The sequence below is a fragment of the Novosphingobium huizhouense genome (genome assembly GCF_020179475.1).
GTDB lineage: Bacteria > Pseudomonadota > Alphaproteobacteria > Sphingomonadales > Sphingomonadaceae > Novosphingobium > Novosphingobium huizhouense.
The window spans coordinates 399783-415748 of record NZ_JAILXZ010000002.1 but is presented as its reverse complement, the minus strand read 5'-3'; the positions used below and the strand labels follow the sequence as shown (position 1 = coordinate 415748).

Below are 15966 nucleotides of genomic sequence, written 5' to 3'. Positions count from 1 at the left end.
CACATGTACGATCTGGTTATCCGCAACGGACGCATCGTCGACGGCTCGGGAATGCCCGCCTTTTCCGCCGACATCGCGATCACGGGCGATCGCATCGCCCGCATCGGCCGCGTCGAGGAAAAGGCGCTGCGCGAGATCGACGCGACCGGCAAGGTCGTCGCGCCCGGCTTCATCGATCCGCACACCCACTTCGACGCCCAGCTGCTGTGGGACGGCGCCGCCAAGCCCGCGCTTTCGCACGGGGTCACCACGATCGTCTCGGGCAACTGCTCGCTCTCGCTCGCCCCGCTCAAGGCCGAGCACCGGATGAAGCTGGTCGGCATGTTCAACCAGATCGAGGAAATGCCGCTCAAGGCGTTCAAGGAAGGCGTGGTGTGGGATTGGGAGACCTTCCCCGAATATCTAGCCCGCATCCGCAAGGGGCTGTCGATCAACGTCGGCCAGCTCGTCGGCCACAGCGTCCTGCGCCTGTGGGTGATGGGCGAGGCGGCCATGGAGCGCACCGCCACCGCCGATGAAATCGCCGGGATGCAGGCGCTGCTGCGCGAATGCCTCGACGCCGGCGCGATCGGCCTGTCGACCAGCTATGTCGACATGGACGAGACGCTCAAGCCCGTGCCCAGCCGCTATGCCGATGCGGCCGAAGTCGATGCGCTCGCCGCGGTGCTGTCCGAATACGACCGCATCCTCCAGATCGTGCCCGAATTCTACGATCCCGACCTCACCATCGCGCGGCTCGACCAGCTCGCCGAGATCTCGCTCAAGTACGGCATCTCGACCACGTTCTCGCCGCTGTTCGTCAATGCCGACAACATCGCCGCGGTGAACCGGGTGATGGCCCGCGTCGACGAACAGTTCGCCCGCGGCGCGCGCGTCTGGCCGCAGGTCCAGACCCGTCCGATCGACATCAGCTTCAGCTTCGCCGTGCCCAGCCTGATTTTCATCCGCCTGCCCGGCTGGTACAACATCATGCGCTTCGGTAGCCCCGAGGAGATCATCGCGGCCTTCGCCGGCGGCGAGAGCCGCGAACGCCTGATCGCCGAAGCCACGCCGATGATGGACCTGTGGTCGTTCCTCAAGCTGCGCCAGGTCGCGAGCCAGGCCAACCAGCAGTACGTCGGCAAGACGCTTGCCGAAATCGGCAAGCTGCGCGGCGTCACCGCGCTCGAGGCGATGATCGACCTCTCGGTCGAGGAAAAGCTCGACGCGCACTTCATGGCCGAGAGCATGGGCCACAACCAGGACGACCAGGTCGGCCCGTTGCTGCGGCACCCGCGCGTCCACATCGGCGCGAGCGATGGCGGCGCGCACATCCTCTCGTTCTCGACCTATGGCGATACCGGCTACCTGTTCGGCCACTTCGTCCGCGAGGCGGGGATGCTCAGCCTCGAGGAAGCGGTCAAGAAGATCACCTCCGACACCGCCGCGATCTGGGGCATTCCCGACCGCGGGCTGCTCGCCAAGGGGCTCGTCGCCGACATCGTCGTGTTCGATCCGGCCGCGATCGACCGCGGCGCCGAAGTCTACGTCCAGGACGTGCCCGGCGAGGGCAGCCGCTATATCCGCGACGCCCATGGTGTCGACACCGTGATCGTTGCCGGCGGCGTCGCGTGGAGCGCGGCCGAAGGCTACAGCGCCGATGCGCGCGGCGCGATCGTGCCGCCCGCGCTGGCGGCGGCGGAGCTCGAAGCGGCATGAGCTGGGAGGGGGTCACCGAGCGCCGTATCGAGACGAACGGGATCGCGCTCAACATCGCCGAAGCCGGGGCGCCGGATGCGCCGCTGGTGCTGCTGATCCACGGCTTTCCCGAAAGCTGGTATTCGTGGCGGCACCAGTTCGCGCCGCTCGCGGCCGCCGGATACCATGTCGTCGCGCCCGACATGCGCGGCTATGGCAAGAGCGACAAGCCCGAAGCCATCGACGCCTACAACCAGGTCGAGATCGTCAACGACATCATCGGCCTGATTCCGGCGCTGGGCTACGAGCAGGCGGTGGTCATCGGCCACGACTGGGGCGCGCCCACTGCCTGGGCCACCGCGCTGTTCCACCCCGACAAGGTGCGCGCGGTCGGCGGTCTGTCGGTGCCGTTCATGCCGCGCTCGCCGGTCCAGCCGATGCCGGCCATGCGCGAGATGTTCAAGGGCCAGTTCTTCTACCAGCTCTACTTCCAGGAGCCGGGCGTGGCCGAGGCGGAGTTCGAGAAGGACATCCGCCGCAGCTTGCGCAAGTTCCTCGTGATGGCCGCCGGCGAAACCGACCTGACCAAGCTGCCGCCCAAGTCCGAGCACGACGACCTGCTGTCGAACCTGCCCGATCCGGAAGTGCTGCCGGCCTGGCTGAGCGAGGCCGATCTCGATTTCTACGCGGGCGAATTCGCCCGTTCGGGGATGCGCGGACCGCTCAACTACTACCGCAATTTCGACCTCACCTGGCGGCTGACGCACGGCGCGCCGACGCAGATCCACCAGCCGGCGATGTTCGTTGCGGGCGCGGCGGACGGGGTCGTGATGATGGCGGCCGCAGCGATCGCGGCGCTACCGCAGACGGTCACCGACCTGCGCATCAATCGCATGATCCCGGGCATCGGCCACTGGACGCAGCAGGAAGCGCCCGAGGCGGTGAACGAGGCGATCCTCGAATTTCTCAAGATGGTCGACGGCTAAGGGGGCCCATCGTTCCATGACGGAAAAGGTACTGGTGATCGGTGCGGGGATCGGCGGTCTCTGCACCGCGCTCATGCTTGCGCCTTCGGGTCGCGAGATCGTCGTGCTCGAACGCGACGGGCCGCTCGAGACGGCGGACCCGGACGAGCTGTTCCGCACGTGGAAGCGCAACGGCGTCGCCCACGTACGGCAAAGCCACGCGTTCCTCGCGCGGTTGCGAACGATCATGAAAACGGAGCATCCCGCGCTGCTTGACCAGCTGCTCGCCAACGGCGTGCGAGAATTGCCGTTCGAGCTGATGCTGACCGAGGCGCAGCAGCAGGCATACCAGCCGGCGCCCGGTGACGAGGAACTGACCATCGTCACCAGCCGCCGCACCACGCTCGAAATGACCATGCGCCGCTATGTCGAGACGCTGCCCAACGTGGAGCTTCGCTGCGGCTTCAAGGTCCGCCGCCTGATCACCCGGAAAGCGGGCGACGGGGTGATCGAGGTGCGCGGCGTCGTCGGCGAATGGAACGGCGACAGCCAGCGGATCGAGGCAGACCTGGTGGTCGATGCCTCGGGCAAGGGGGGCACCACGATCAAGCAGCTGATCGACGAAGGCGCGCCGATACGCGAGGAGTACGAGAGCGCCGGCATCCTCTACTTCACGCGCCACTACCGCCTTCGCCCCGGCCAGTCCGAGCCCGAGCGCAGCGCGCACCCGCCGGCTTCGGGCGATCTCGGCTACATCAAGTTCGGCATCTTCCCCGGCGACAACGGCAATTTCTCGGTCACCGTCGCCATTCCCGAGGTCGAGACCGTGCTGCGCCAGGGCATCGTCGACCCTGACATCTTTCACGCCGTAACGCTCGCGCTGCCGGGGCTCGAACCCTGGACCAACGCCGCGCGTGCCGAACCGACCAGCAAGGTCATCGGCATGGGTGATCTCGTCAGCCGCTGGCGCGACCTGGTGGTCGACGGCAAGCCGGTCGCGCGCGGCTATTTCGCGCTCGGCGATACGCTGGTGCGCACGAATCCGCTCTACGGTCGCGGCTGTTCGTTCGCGGCGGTGAGCGCGCAGGCGCTGCGTCAGGTGCTCGACGCCAGCCCCGATCCCACCGAACGCTCGCTCGCCTTCCACAAGGCGATCCACGCCGAACTGCTTCCCTACTACCTCAACCAGCGCAAGCAGGACCGCTCGGCGATCAAGCGCGCGCGCCAGGCCCTGACGCCGGGCCATACGCCCAAGCTCAAGGCGCGCCTTGCGACCGGGTTCGTCGAGGACGGCATTCGCATCGCGCTCCGCTCGGATACGCGCCTGCTGCGCGAAGCGATGCGCGGCTTCCACATGCTCGAACACCCCGACGCCTGGCTCAAGCGCCCGCGCAACCTCGCCGGCGTGCTGTGGTACTGGGCGCGCGGCAAGACGCGCAACGCCGCCGCCTATCCGCCGCCGCCGGGGCCCGATCGCGTCGAGATGATGCAAAGGCTCGGCCTCGACTGGCAGGCCGACATGATCGTTCAGGAGGAGGAGGGCGCGCGCCGCGCTGCGTGAGCGGCGCCGCTCGCCCTCGCGCCGCGCGTGATCAGTCGCGCGGCGCTGTGGCGCAAGGTGTCGAACGGCAGCGCGGGGTCGAGCTTGCCCGCCATCTGCAACACGACCAGCCCGTGCAGCACCGCCCAGTAGGCGTGGGCGATCTCGGCCGGCTCGCCCTCGAGCAGCCCGGCCTCGACCATTTCGCGGACGTAGCGGGTCATCAGGTCGGCCGCGCGCGCCTGCGCCGCGAGCAGGTCCGCGCTCTTGTCCTTCTCGTCCTGCTCGAAGGCGAAAATCAGCTGGTAAGCGGCCGGCTCGCGAAAAGCGAAGTCGGCATAGGCGTCGCCGATCGCGCGCGACTTGTCCCACAGGTCGCCGCCGCTCCGGCCCGCCGCCTCGATGCAGTCCGAAAACCGTTCGTAGGCGGCCGCCCGCGTCGCATCGAGCAGGTCTGCCTTGCTCGCGTAGTAGCGATAGAGCGAAGCCGCGGTCCATCCCATCTCGGCGGCGATCGCGCGCATCGAGGCGCCGTGCGGTCCGTCGCGTGCGATGTGGCGTTCGGCCACTTCGCGGATCTTCTGCCGGACGTCGGCGACCTGTTCCTTGGTGAGCAGCACGGCCATCTGCTTGCCATAGTGAACACTGTTCGGTACGTCCACGCCAAACAGTGTTTAGCATGAGGGGATTCGCCGTGAGCACCAGGTATCCGCACGTGTTCTCGCCGCTGAAGGTCGGCCACACCACGATCAAGAACCGCATCCTGATGGGCTCGATGCACACGGGTCTGGAAGATGTGCCCAACGCCGCCGAGCGCCTCTCGGCCTACTTCGTCGAGCGCGCTAGGGGCGGCGTCGGCATGATCATCACCGGCGGCATCGGCCCGCATCCGACGGCAGGCCACGGCGCCAAGCTGATCGACGCCGAAGGCGTTGCGTTGCATTCGCAGGTCACCCGCGCGGTCCACGAAGCCGCGCCCGACGTAAAGATCGTGATGCAGGTGCTCCATACCGGACCGCTCGCCGGCACCCCCGATTGCGTGGCGCCGTCGCCGGTCAAGTCGCGCATCGGCCGCTACCAGCCCAACGAACTGACCGAGGAAGGCATCGAGGAACAGATCGAAGCCTTCGCCCGCTGCGCCGCGCTCGCCAAGGAAGCGGGCTACGACGGGGTCGAGATCATCGGTTCGGCCGGCTACCTCATCTCCACCTTCCTCGTCTCCAAGACCAACCAGCGGACCGACCGCTGGGGCGGCGAATGGGCCAACCGCATGCGCTTCCCGGTCGAGATCGTCCGCCGCACGCGCGCCGCGGTGGGCAAGGATTTCATCGTCATCTTCCGCATCTCGGCGATGGACATGCTCCAGGAAGGGCTCGCCTGGGACGAGGTCGTCAGCCTTGCCAAGGCGCTCGAAGCCGAAGGCGTCGATGTCATCTCCACCCACTTCTGCTGGCACGAAAGCTTCGTGCCGACCATTGCCACGATGGTCCCGCGCGCAGCGTTCACGCAGGTCACCGGCCGCCTGCGCAAGGAGCTGTCGATCCCGCTGATCACCTCGAACCGCATCAACATGCCTTCTGTGGCCGAAGAGGTCCTCGCGCGCGGCGATGCCGACATCGTCTCGATGGCGCGGCCGATGCTCGCCGACCCCGAGCTGGTCAACAAGGCTGCGCAGGGCCGCGAGGACGAAATCAACACCTGCATCGGCTGCAACCAGGCCTGCCTCGACCACACCTTCACCGGCCGCCTGACCACCTGCCTGGTCAACCCGCGCGCCTGCCGCGAAACCGAGCTGTCGATCGAGCCGGCGTCGACGCGGCGCAAGGTGGCCGTCGTCGGGGCAGGGCCGGCGGGCCTCGCCTATGCCGTCACCGCGGCCGAGCGCGGCCACGCGGTCACCCTGTTCGATGCGGCGAGCGAGATCGGCGGCCAGTTCAACTACGCCAAGCGCATCCCGGGCAAGGAGGAGTTCTATGAGACCCTGCGCTACTATGGCCGCATGCTCGACAAGCTCGGCGTCGACGTCCGGCTCAATACCCGCGTCGATGTCGCTGCGATCAAGGCCGGCGGCTTCGACCACGTGATCGTCGCCACCGGCATCGCCCCGCGCACGCCGGCCATCCCCGGTATCGACCACGCCAAGGTCGTCAGCTACGTCGACGTTATCACCGGGCGCGCGCAGGTCGGGCAGAAGGTCGCGATCATCGGCGCGGGCGGCATCGGCTTCGACGTTGCCGAACTCATCACCCACGCCGGCAAGAGCAGCGCGCTTGATGTCGAAGTCTTCGCGCGCGAATGGGGCATCGACTTCAAGAACCACCCGCGCGGCGGCGTCACCGGCGTCACGCCCGAGGTCGCCACCAGCGGGCGCGAGGTCACGCTGCTCCAGCGCAAGGAAACCGCGGTCGGAGCAGGCCTTGGCCGCACCACTGGCTGGACCCATCGCATCACCCTCCAGCGCCGCGGCGTGAAGATGATCGCGGGCGTCGCCTACGACCGGATCGATGACGCCGGCCTTCACGCCACCGTCGGCGGCGCGCCGGTGCTGTTCGATGTCGACACGATCATCGTCTGCGCAGGGCAGGATCCCTTGCGCGACCTGCACGACGCGCTGCAGGCCGAAGGGATTTCGTCCGAACTCGTCGGCGGCGCCTACGAAGCCGCCGAACTCGACGCCAAGGCCGCGATCAAGCAGGCGACGGAGCTCGCCGCCGCCGCCTGATCGTCCGGTTCAGCGCTCGCTGTCGCCGCTCTGGCCGGCAGCGAGCGCCCGCGCCGCCGCCGCGGCGATCTGGCTGGCGCTGTAGGGTTTCTGCACCAGCGGCACGTTGTCGAAGCCGTCCACCGCCAGCGTGTCGCCCAGCCCGGTCATGAACGTGAACGGAATGCCGCGCTCGCGCAGTCGCTCGGCCACCGGCAGGCTGGTCGCATCGCCGAGGTTGAAGTCGAGCGCCGCGAAGTCCGGGGCGGCTTCGTCGACCAGCGCAAGCGCCTCGTCGGCGGTCGGCGCCACGATCACGTCGGCCGCGCCGAGGTCGAACAGGTGTTGCTCTGCATCGAGCGCGATGATCATGTTGTCCTCGGCGAGCAACACTTTCAGCCCCTTGAGCGGGGCCTCGTCGAGGCGCGGCGGGGCGGGGCGGGGGCGCTCGGCGGCGGGCGTGCCGCCCGTGCCGACGACGTGCTGCGCGGGGATGCGGAAGTGCGCTTCGAAGCCGTGGCGGCGATAGTCGATCGTCGCCTCGCCGCCGAGGTCGTGCGGGATCGACGTCTCGATGATCACCGAGCCGAAGCCGCGGCGCGTCGGTGGCGCCACCGGCGGCCCGCCGCTTTCGATCCAGTCGAGCAGCAGGTCGCCCGCCGCGTCTCGCCGCCACGCGATCAGCACCGTGCCCTGCGCATCGCCCGACAGCGCGCCGTACTTGGCGGCATTGGTCATCAGCTCGTGGAACACCAGCGCCAGCGCGGTGAACGCGACCGGCTCGACCAGCATGTCCGGCCCCTTCATCACCAGCGCCGATCGCTTGTCGTCGAGGTAGGCGCTCGCCTCCACGTCGAGCAGCTCGATCAGGCTCGCCGGGCCCCAGTGGTCGTGGGTCACCTGGTCGTGCGCGCGCGCCAGCGCCTGCACCCGCCCGTCGAGGTTGGTGACGAATTCCTCGATCGTGTCGCTCGAACGCTGCGTCTGCGAGATCAGCCCGCGGATCAGCGAGAGGATGTTGCGCACGCGGTGGTTGAGCTCGGCGATCAGCACTTCCTGCCGGTCGTGCGCCCGCTCGCGCTCGAGCGCGGCGTCGTCGGCCAGGCGCAGCAGCACCTCGAGCATCCCGCTGCGCAGCGATTCGGCGACCTGACGTTCGGCCTTGGTGAACGGCAGGCTGGTTCCCTGCACCAGCCTGGTCCACGCCTCGAAGCTCTTGCGCGGGGTCAGGCGGTCGCCGTTGGGGCCGTGCTCTACGGATTTCTCGGGGTTACCGGCCCAGCGCACCGTGCGCAGCTGCTCGGCCCGGAAGAGGACGATGTGGTTGCGCGGCGAGCGCGACAGCGGGATCGCCAGCATCCCCGCCGCGACATCTGCATGGACCTGCGCCTCGGGCACCAGGCTTGCGATCGATTCGGTCGCCACCACGTTCCCGCCGGCATTTTCGTTGAGGAAGGCGAGGATCCGCCCGCACTGCTCGACCGTCGGGGTCAGCCCGCTCAGCGTCACTTCGCCCTCGAGGAACACCGCCACCCCGTCCGCCGGGATCAGCTCGAACGTCACTTCACCGAGCCAGGCGGGATCGGCCAGCAGATGCGGCGTCTGCGCGACCGTTGCCATGATCCGGTCGCTTGCCCGCCGCGCGCGCAGTTCGTACTCGCTGGTCTCGTTGCGCAGCCGGCTCTCGAGCATGAACGAGAACAGCTGGCCGAACAGCTCGGCGGTCGTCCGCATCGCCAGGTTGGGCAGGCGCGGGCCGTAGTGGTGGCAGGCGAACAGCCCCCACAGCTTGCCCTCGACGATGATCGAGATCGACAGCGAGGCGCCCACGCCCATGTTGCGCAGGTACTCGACGTGGATCGGCGAGACCGCGCGCAGCAGCCCGATCGACTGGTCCAGCGCCGTGCCGCGCGCGCTCGGCGCCGAAAGCAGCGGCACCGGCTCGGCGGTCACGTCGGCAATCACGCGGAAGATGTTGCGCAAGTAGAGCCGGCGCGCCTGTGCCGGGATGTCCGAAGCGGGGTAGTGCAGGCCGTAGAAGCTGTCGGTGCCCGGCGTCAGCGCCTCGGCCACGACCTCGCCCGATCCCGCATCGTCGAAGCGGTAGACCATCACCCGGTCGAACCCGGTCAGAGTCTTCACCTGCCGCGCCGCCTCGCGCAGGAACGCCTGCGTCGTCTCCGACTGGCGCAGCCGCCCGGTGAAGGTGCGCATCAGGTTGCCGGCTTCGGCGCCGTTGTCCGATGCGGGCTCGGCCTCGATCACGAATTCGTCGCCGGAAAAGTGCACGGCCACGTCGTAGGCGGTCCGCCGGTCGAACAGATGGACCCCGAACAAGCGCTCGACCGCATCGCCGCCGCGCAGCTGCTGCATCCGTTCGCGCAGCGCGGCGAGCGCGCCCGCATCGAACAGCGTTTCGGCCGGGGCGTCGAGCGCCGCGCCGGCCTCGCAGCGGGCGAAGGCGGCGAGATTGGCCGAGGCCCGCCGGATCTTGCCATCGGCGTCGAGCGAGACCAGCACGCCGAACGGCTGGATCGTGCCGAGGATATGGATCGGCTCGCGATCGCAATTGGTCAGGTCGACGGGCGCGTCGAGGCGGTCAACGGTATGCAGCCTGGGCCTCCTGCGCTGCGGACTGGAACAGGGCGAACACGCTTTGCGCGCCATCAAGTGCGCGCGCGCGCCAATGAGCGCCGCGATCGGCCGCCTTCGCATCGAGCAGCGCGAGCAGCGCCTGCCACTGCCCGGGCGCCGCGCGGGCGGTGAGATAGCGCTTGGGAAACGCCTCGGGCACTTCGCGGGCAAGCACGGCCGCCCCCATCCGCGACCCCTCGAGCACGTAGAGCGCGCCCAGCCGCATCGCCTCGTCGTGCTGCCAGCCAAGGCTCGGCGGGTCGGGCAGCTCCGCCGCGAAATCGCGCAGGTCGGCGTCGACCGCCCGCGCGCGGCCCTGCCATCCCGGCAGCAGCGCGCCGGCATCGAGCCAGCGCTCCAGCGGAGCGAGGACCTGGCCGTGGGCGGTCAGGAAGCGGCGATAGGAGGCGGCATCGTCGAGCCGGAACGCCGCGAACGCGGCATCGACGCGCGCGTGCGCCTCTCGCGTGGCATCGCGCAGCCACGAACGGACCTCACCCACGCGCAACGGTCCGCCGGACGGAAGCCGACCATTCGGGCCATCGTGCTGGAATTGCGGTCATTCTGCCTTCGTCTGCGCGCCGGAACGGCCTATACGCGCGCCGTACCCGGGCGGTTCCTGCGCTTGGCGGAAAAAGGTCTGCGCCGGTTGCGCCGGCGCGCCCTCCTGACGGCTGTCGCACGATTGCAACACGCCAGCCCCATGGCGCACTGCCCCGAACGCTTGCGGGGCGCGCGCTCCACCACGGGTCCGACATGACTACCGCTGCTGCACCTGCCTCTCCGCGTGTCTTCAAGGGCACCGACAACTACGACGACCTCGTCGGCACCGACGGGCCCGACATTCTCTATGGCCTGGGCGGCAACGACGACCTCGCCGGCGGGCTCGGCGACGACGTGCTCGATGGCGGCAAGGGCAACGACCGCATGGTCGGCGGCGATGGCGACGATACCTATGTGGTCGATTCGCTGGGCGACAAGCTGACCGAGAAGCCGGGGCAGGGCACCGACCTCGTGCGCACCGGGCTCACCGTCTTCAAGCTCGATGCGAACTTCGAGGACCTCACCTTCACCACGGCCGGGTTCCACCGCGGCACCGGCACCAATGCCGCAAACACCCTGACCGGCAACGCCGGCGCCGACGTGCTCAGCGGGCGCGGCGGCGACGACGTGCTTTTCGGCCTTGGCGGCAACGACATCCTCTACGGCGGCAACAAGAACGACCGCCTCGACGGGGGCGCCGGCGCCGACATCATGTATGGCGGGCGCGACAACGACACCTACGTCGTCGACAATGTCGGCGACCGCGTGATCGAAAGCCGCAACAAGGGCACCGACACGGTCGAATCCTCGATCTCGTGGACGCTCGGCAACAATCTCGAGAACCTGGTGCTGACCACCACAAAGGCAATCAACGGCACCGGCAACAAGCTCGACAACGAGATCACCGGCAACACCGCCAAGAACGTGCTGTCCGGCGGCGCGGGCGACGACGTGCTCGATGGCCTCGGCGGCGCCGACCGCCTGATCGGCGGCGCCGGCGCCGACCACTTCGTCTTCTCGACCGCGCCCTCGGCCGCGAACATCGACACGATCGTCGATTTCCGCCATTCCGAAGACGACGCGATTTCGCTCGACCGCGGCGTGTTCGACGCATTCGACGGGGTTCGCACCGTCGCCAACGGCGCCTTTCTCGCCACGAGCGGCGCGGACGAGGCGCTGACCCGGGCGCAGCACCTCATCTACGATACCGACAGCGGCACGCTCTATTACGATGCCGACGGCGCGGGCGGCGACGCCGCGGTCAAGATCGCGGTCCTCACCGGGGCGCCAACGCTGACCGCGCAGGACTTCCTGCTGTTCGGCTGATCGCCGCGCCGGACGCCCGCCCATCCGGCCTGTCGCTTGACAACGCCCGGCCTGTCGCTTGACAAGCGGTCGCCTCGTCTCGCACTCCCACCTGGCGAAAAACAAAGGGAGAGAGTGACATGGCCGAGGCGATCAGCCCGCCCAACGAAATGCTGGCAACGCTCGGCCTGCAGCGCATCGTGGCGATGAGCGGCGGGCGCTCGCGCCTCGAATTCCTCGCCGGCATGCACATGTGCCATTCGGGCGGAGTGGTGCAGGGCGGCTTCGTCAGCGGCTGGATCGATGCGGCGATGGCCCACGCTATCATCGGCCTGCATCACGAGAGGGGCGATTTCGATGTCTCGCCGATCTCGCTCGAGCTCAAGATCAGCTTTTTCGCCCCGGCGCGGCCCGGTCCGGTCTTCGCCGAAGGCTGGATCGAGCAGGGCGGGCGCTCGACCTGCTTTGCCGAAGGCCACCTGCTCGATGCCGCGGGCAAGGTCCTCGCCAAGGGCAGCTCGACCATCCGCCTCATGTCGAACGCCCGGATCGAGGCCGCCTCGCGCGCCGCGCTCGCCTGATTTCGGCGGGCGACAGGGTTGAGGCCGCGCGCTAGGCTGCCCGGCGGACGCGACACCGGATCGATCGATCGAGGGGAATGCCGATGCCTGCCCAGTTCAAATACGTCCTGCCCGATCTTGCGCGGCCCGCTTCCGCGCTGCTCCTCCTCGCGGCGACGGCGCTCGCCGGCTGCTCGGGCGGCAAGAGCGAGGCGACTCCTGCTGCCACGCTTTCGGCCGAGGCCTCGCTCGACGCTGCGCCGGCAGCAAGCGCCGCCGCTTCCGCAGCGGCCGCCACGCCCGGGGACGGCGACGGCCAAGGCGACGCCAAGGTCGGCGGGACCGACTACAACGCCACGGCTGAAATTCCCTGCGGCGGCGGCAAGACCTGCAAGGCGGGCGTCAACCGCGAGGCCGAGACCGGCCCCTATGTCGACGTGACCAAGGCCGATGGCCGCCCGCGCACGCTGTTCTTCGACAAGAGCGGCAAGTTCCTCTCGATCGACACCAACGAGGCCGACGGCTCGTCGGGCTACAAGGTCGCCGCGCGCCGCGATGGCGACACCACGATCGTCGACGCCGGCCCCGAACACTACGAAGTGCCCGACGCCTTCCTTCAGGGCGACTGATCCTCCCCGCGGCGTGCGACCGGGCTTAACCGTTCGGTTAATTCCGGTTGCGGCCCGCCCGGCGCTGGGGCACTCTCGGCGTGAACGGGTTTTACGGGAAGGATGCCAGCCATGGCCGAACATACCGGCGGATGCCTTTGCGGCGCGATCCGCTACACCATCGCGATCGATCCGCCGGTGCAGGCAGTGTGTCACTGCCGGAACTGCCAGAAGCAGGCGGGCAGCGCCTACTCGATGCTCGTCGGCGTGCCCGCCGCAGCCATCGCCATTACCGGCGAACCCAGCGTCTACATGGACAGGGGCGACAGCGGCGCCGCGGTGACCCGCCAGTTCTGCGGCACCTGCGGCTCGCCGCTGTTCTCGCTGGTCGAGGCGGCGCCCGGCATGGTCTTCGTCAAGGCGGGCACGCTCGACGACACTTCGGGCTTCCGGCCTTCGGCGCAGTTCTGGACCCGGAGCCGGCAAGCCTGGGTCGATCTCGGACCGGTCCCGGAATTCGACACCGTGCCCGGCTGAACGCCGTCAGGCAGGGGGCGCGCCGTCGTCGCCCGCGCCGAAATCATCGCCGGGATCGTCCCCGCCCGGATCTGCCGCGGTCTCGGCGGGGTTGTCCGCGCGATCGTCGCCGCCCGGGGGAGCTTCGTCGAACACCTCCGGCGCGTCGGCGGCAGGGTCTGCGCCAAGGTCGGCGTCATCCATCCGCCACTGTGCATCGTCGCCGAAGCGCGCGGCCGGCGGCGGCAAGGCCTCGCCCTGCGGAGCGCGGCTCCAGCGCGGCGCGGGAAAGACCTCGTAGGTCGCCGCCGAAAACCAGCCGCTGTCGGTCGCGGCGTCGTCCTGCGCGAGGGCCACGCCGTCGCGCGGCGCGGTCAGCTGGCGCCAGGGCGGCTCGGGCGCTTCGCGCATCCGCGTCGGCGTCGCTGCCGCCAGGACGCCGCCGAAGGCGAGGCCGCCGGCAACCAGCAGCAGCGGCAGGCGGGAAGGGTCGATCGTCGCCACAGCACGTCTCCATCGCCCCTTCCGCGCGATCAATCCGCGAAAAGCCAACGATGTTCCCGCGTCCTGGCTGCGTGGCGCGCATGCCAAAAGCCCCGCCTGGCGGCCAGGCGGGGGCTTCGGGGTATCGGATCGCGCGGCGCAGGTGCTCGCGCCGCGTGCGCCGGGCAGATTACTGCGCGTCGACGACGATGCCGGCCTTCTTGGCTTCGGCGAGCGAGAAGGTCACCGGCTTGTTGTTGAAGGTGCCCTCGACGGTCTTCTTGCGCACGCGCAGTTCGAACGGAACCTTGCCCGAGTAGGCGGTGCCGCGCAGGATCTGCTCGCCGTCCTTGCTTTCGGCGGTGTAGTTGTACTCGACGCCCTTGTGCTTGAAGGTCTCGGCGCCGGCGACGGCGGGAGCGGCAACGACGAGGGCGGCAGCGGCCAGTGCGAAAGTCTTGATCATGGCAATATCCCCTGTGCACGATCGCGGACCATTCCGCGACGAAGCTGGATCTTGCCTTCGAGCACCCAATTCATGTTCTGTTTGCACCGCGATATAGGGATGCTGCAGGTGCGAGCAATTGCATTCGCTGCCGTGCCGGTTGCGCGAAATGCAATTGGGTTGCAAATCGGGACTGAACCACGCGCTGGGCCCCTACGGCACGCGCGGTTTGGCTTGCAGGGCTAGGTAATGCACCGGATCCGCCGACCTGCCCATTCGGACAGGTCGCTGGGCGCCGCAATCAGCCTTGCAGCGTCTTTTCGAGCGTGATCTCGCACGTCAGCAGCTTCGAGACCGGGCAGGTCGCCTTGGCCTCGTCGGCGATGCGCTCGAACTCGGCGACCTCGATTCCGGGGATGCTCGCCTGCAGCACCAGCGCTGACCGGGTGATCGCGAACCCGCCGTCCTGCTGGTCGAGCGTCACCTTGCAGGTGGTCTCGAGCGTGCCTGCGGCGTGGCCGGCGCGCGCCAGGGCGAAGCTCGTCGCCATCGTGAAGCACGCCGCATGCGCCGCCGCGATCAGCTCCTCGGGATTGGTGCCCGGTTGCCCCTCGAAACGCGTGCCGAAGCCGTAGGGCTGGTCGGAGAGCACGCCCGAGCGCGTGCTGATCGCGCCCTTGCCCTCCTTGCCGAAACCTTCGTAGCGGGCGGAGGCGGTGCTGGTGGGCATCGGGTCATTCCTTCCTGAAGCGCGGGCGAAGCGGAGCGGATCGATCGCCGGAGCGCCAACGCCACATCGCCGCAGCCGTTCCCGCGCACTCCGCCCTTTTCCGCCAAGTGCCTGAAAAGGCGGAAACAACATTTGAACGGGAACCCGCCCCGCCCGGTCGCAGGCACGGCAACGAAGCTCTCCCTCGCGCGCTCAGGTGTCAGCCGCGCCCGCGCGCCATCCGGAGAAGTCCCCATGCTTGCTGCCAAGCCGATCGCCCGCCTTGCCCTGCCGCTCTCGCTCGTCGTCGCGCTTGGCGCCTGCGGCAATCGCAGCGAAGGCGGCGCGACCGCCACCGACGCCGCCACCGGCACCGCCACCGAGGCGAGCGACGACACCGCGGCCGCCACCGCCGCACCGGGCATGGACACCGGCGGGACCGGCGCCGCCGCCGACGCGGCGATGCCGCTCACCGGCCAGGCTTTCGTCGACCAGGCCGCCGCCAGCGACCAGTTCGAGATCCAGAGCGCGCGCATCGCGCAGTCCAAGGGCGTCACCGGCCCGTGGCGCGACTTCGCGCAGATGATGACCAAGGACCACACCCGGTCCAGCGCCGAACTCAAGGCCGCCGTCGGCAAGGCCCAGGGCGTCACGCTGCCCGAGGCGACCGAGCTGCCCGCCGACCTGCGCGCACAGGTCGATCAGCTCCAGGCTGCGAGCGGCGACAACTTCCGCAAGCTCTACGCCAGCCAGCAGCTCGCCGCGCACGAAAAGGCGCTGCAGATGCTCAAGACCTACGGCCACAGCGGCGACGCCCAGCCGCTGATGGACTTCGCCAACAAGACCGCGCCCGTGGTCCAGCACCACCTCGACATGGTGCGCAAGATGCAGCCGGGCTGACCCGACCGGCTCTCACGCGGCTAGCGCTTGCGCACGAACTCGGCGCGCAGCACCAGTCCCTTGATCCCGTCGAACTTGCAGTCGATCTCCTGCGCATCGCCGGTCAGCCGGATCGCCTTGATCAGCGTGCCGCGCTTCAGCGTCTGGCCCGCGCCCTTGACCTCGAGGTCCTTGATCAGCGTCACCTGGTCGCCGTCGGCAAGCAGGTTGCCCACCGCATCGCGCACTTCGACTGCGCCTTCCGACGCCTGCCGCGCGGCCAGTTCGCTCGCCGGCAGCCATTCGCCGCTGTCCTCGTCGTAGACGTAGTCTTCGTCGCTCATCGCCCGTCCCGCAGAAATCCGTTGCGCCCGCCTGCGCCCATGCCATGTTCCCGGCAA

Annotated in this window: 16 protein-coding genes; 9 read left to right on the top strand and 7 right to left on the bottom strand. The window is 69.0% G+C overall.

From position 1 onward, the window contains the following. The first annotated feature begins 3 nt into the window (after nt 1–3). The 3 genes from K3A85_RS10325 to K3A85_RS10315 are packed head-to-tail and all read left to right on the top strand — an operon-like array spanning nt 4 to nt 4203. Complete coding sequence (locus K3A85_RS10325) at nt 4–1698, top strand: N-acyl-D-amino-acid deacylase family protein (protein WP_225206427.1); 1695 nt, start codon at nt 4–6, stop codon at nt 1696–1698. After that, complete coding sequence (locus K3A85_RS10320; protein WP_225206426.1) at nt 1695–2663, top strand: alpha/beta fold hydrolase; 969 nt, start codon at nt 1695–1697, stop codon at nt 2661–2663. Before K3A85_RS10325 ends, K3A85_RS10320 begins: the two co-directional genes overlap by 4 nt. A 16-nt stretch (nt 2664–2679) precedes the next feature. Then, nucleotides 2680–4203 carry an NAD(P)/FAD-dependent oxidoreductase gene (locus K3A85_RS10315; RefSeq protein WP_225206425.1) on the top strand — a complete coding sequence of 508 codons (1524 nt, stop codon included), beginning with the start codon at nt 2680–2682 and terminating at the stop codon, nt 4201–4203. Here the strand turns inward: K3A85_RS10315 and K3A85_RS10310 are convergent. After that, nucleotides 4170–4844 (bottom strand): TetR/AcrR family transcriptional regulator, encoded by a 675-nt coding sequence (locus K3A85_RS10310; RefSeq protein ID WP_225206424.1) that lies wholly within the window; start codon nt 4842–4844, stop codon nt 4170–4172. The two genes, K3A85_RS10315 and K3A85_RS10310, sit on opposite strands and share 34 nt — an antisense overlap. 32 nt (nt 4845–4876) lie before the next feature. Here K3A85_RS10310 and K3A85_RS10305 point away from each other — a divergent pair, with 32 nt between their 5' ends. Then, nucleotides 4877–6904 carry an oxidoreductase gene (locus tag K3A85_RS10305; protein WP_225206423.1) on the top strand — a complete coding sequence of 676 codons (2028 nt, stop codon included), beginning with the start codon at nt 4877–4879 and terminating at the stop codon, nt 6902–6904. Nucleotides 6905–6913: 9 nt separating this feature from the next. On the opposite strand, the gene K3A85_RS10300 is transcribed toward K3A85_RS10305, so the two are convergent. Both K3A85_RS10300 and K3A85_RS10295 read right to left on the bottom strand, forming a co-directional pair. Then, a complete protein-coding gene (locus K3A85_RS10300) occupies nt 6914–9550 on the bottom strand; it encodes an HWE histidine kinase domain-containing protein (RefSeq protein ID WP_225206422.1) in 2637 nt (878 codons plus the stop codon). After that, nucleotides 9483–10019 carry a biliverdin-producing heme oxygenase gene (locus K3A85_RS10295; RefSeq protein ID WP_225206421.1) on the bottom strand — a complete coding sequence of 179 codons (537 nt, stop codon included), beginning with the start codon at nt 10017–10019 and terminating at the stop codon, nt 9483–9485. The genes K3A85_RS10300 and K3A85_RS10295 overlap by 68 nt, the downstream gene beginning before the upstream one ends. Before the next feature lie 254 nt (nt 10020–10273). On the opposite strand from K3A85_RS10295, the gene K3A85_RS18130 reads away from it, so the two are divergent. From K3A85_RS18130 to K3A85_RS10270, 4 genes are all read left to right on the top strand, one after another. Continuing rightward, the gene (locus K3A85_RS18130; RefSeq protein WP_318248081.1) at nt 10274–11386 is read left to right on the top strand and encodes a calcium-binding protein; all 1113 of its coding nucleotides are present in this window, start codon (nt 10274–10276) and stop codon (nt 11384–11386) included. 119 nt (nt 11387–11505) lie between these two features. Then, complete coding sequence (locus tag K3A85_RS10280) at nt 11506–11946, top strand: PaaI family thioesterase (RefSeq protein WP_225206420.1); 441 nt, start codon at nt 11506–11508, stop codon at nt 11944–11946. Nucleotides 11947–12029: 83 nt separating this feature from the next. After that, nucleotides 12030–12554, top strand: a complete 525-nt coding sequence (locus K3A85_RS10275) for a hypothetical protein (RefSeq protein ID WP_225206419.1) — start codon at nt 12030–12032, stop codon at nt 12552–12554. Between the two features lie 111 nt (nt 12555–12665). Then, on the top strand, nt 12666–13070 hold the full coding sequence (locus K3A85_RS10270) for a GFA family protein (RefSeq protein ID WP_225206418.1): 405 nt from the start codon (nt 12666–12668) through the stop codon (nt 13068–13070). A gap of 6 nt (nt 13071–13076) precedes the next feature. Here K3A85_RS10270 and K3A85_RS10265 read toward each other — a convergent pair whose 3' ends face one another. The 3 genes from K3A85_RS10265 to K3A85_RS10255 form a co-directional block, all read right to left on the bottom strand. Further along, a complete protein-coding gene (locus tag K3A85_RS10265; RefSeq protein WP_225206417.1) occupies nt 13077–13553 on the bottom strand; it encodes a hypothetical protein in 477 nt (158 codons plus the stop codon). Nucleotides 13554–13722: 169 nt separating this feature from the next. Then, nucleotides 13723–13998: a hypothetical protein gene (locus K3A85_RS10260; RefSeq protein ID WP_225206416.1), complete on the bottom strand. Its 276-nt coding sequence runs from the start codon at nt 13996–13998 to the stop codon at nt 13723–13725. Between the two features lie 280 nt (nt 13999–14278). Beyond that, nucleotides 14279–14707 (bottom strand): OsmC family protein, encoded by a 429-nt coding sequence (locus K3A85_RS10255; protein ID WP_225206415.1) that lies wholly within the window; start codon nt 14705–14707, stop codon nt 14279–14281. Between the two features lie 234 nt (nt 14708–14941). On the opposite strand from K3A85_RS10255, the gene K3A85_RS10250 reads away from it, so the two are divergent. After that, nucleotides 14942–15586 (top strand): DUF4142 domain-containing protein, encoded by a 645-nt coding sequence (locus tag K3A85_RS10250; RefSeq protein WP_225206414.1) that lies wholly within the window; start codon nt 14942–14944, stop codon nt 15584–15586. Nucleotides 15587–15606: 20 nt separating this feature from the next. Here the strand turns inward: K3A85_RS10250 and K3A85_RS10245 are convergent, their stop codons facing one another. Then, nucleotides 15607–15909 (bottom strand): alkylphosphonate utilization protein, encoded by a 303-nt coding sequence (locus K3A85_RS10245; RefSeq protein ID WP_225206413.1) that lies wholly within the window; start codon nt 15907–15909, stop codon nt 15607–15609. Nucleotides 15910–15966 lie beyond the last annotated feature (57 nt).

Bases quoted from the DNA above. Each gene is read 5' to 3' on its own strand.
- K3A85_RS18130 (WP_318248081.1), top strand. From the start codon at position 10,274: ATGACTACCGCTGCTGCACCTGCCTCTCCGCGTGTCTTCAAGGGCACC.
- K3A85_RS10280 (WP_225206420.1), top strand. From the start codon at position 11,506: ATGGCCGAGGCGATCAGCCCGCCCAACGAAATGCTGGCAACGCTCGGC.
- K3A85_RS10320 (WP_225206426.1), top strand. From the start codon at position 1,695: ATGAGCTGGGAGGGGGTCACCGAGCGCCGTATCGAGACGAACGGGATC.
- K3A85_RS10275 (WP_225206419.1), top strand. From the start codon at position 12,030: ATGCCTGCCCAGTTCAAATACGTCCTGCCCGATCTTGCGCGGCCCGCT.
- K3A85_RS10325 (WP_225206427.1), top strand. From the start codon at position 4: ATGTACGATCTGGTTATCCGCAACGGACGCATCGTCGACGGCTCGGGA.
- K3A85_RS10250 (WP_225206414.1), top strand. From the start codon at position 14,942: ATGCTTGCTGCCAAGCCGATCGCCCGCCTTGCCCTGCCGCTCTCGCTC.
- K3A85_RS10300 (WP_225206422.1), bottom strand. From the start codon at position 9,550: ATGGCGCGCAAAGCGTGTTCGCCCTGTTCCAGTCCGCAGCGCAGGAGG.
- K3A85_RS10260 (WP_225206416.1), bottom strand. From the start codon at position 13,998: ATGATCAAGACTTTCGCACTGGCCGCTGCCGCCCTCGTCGTTGCCGCT.
- K3A85_RS10255 (WP_225206415.1), bottom strand. From the start codon at position 14,707: ATGCCCACCAGCACCGCCTCCGCCCGCTACGAAGGTTTCGGCAAGGAG.
- K3A85_RS10245 (WP_225206413.1), bottom strand. From the start codon at position 15,909: ATGAGCGACGAAGACTACGTCTACGACGAGGACAGCGGCGAATGGCTG.
- K3A85_RS10315 (WP_225206425.1), top strand. From the start codon at position 2,680: ATGACGGAAAAGGTACTGGTGATCGGTGCGGGGATCGGCGGTCTCTGC.
- K3A85_RS10270 (WP_225206418.1), top strand. From the start codon at position 12,666: ATGGCCGAACATACCGGCGGATGCCTTTGCGGCGCGATCCGCTACACC.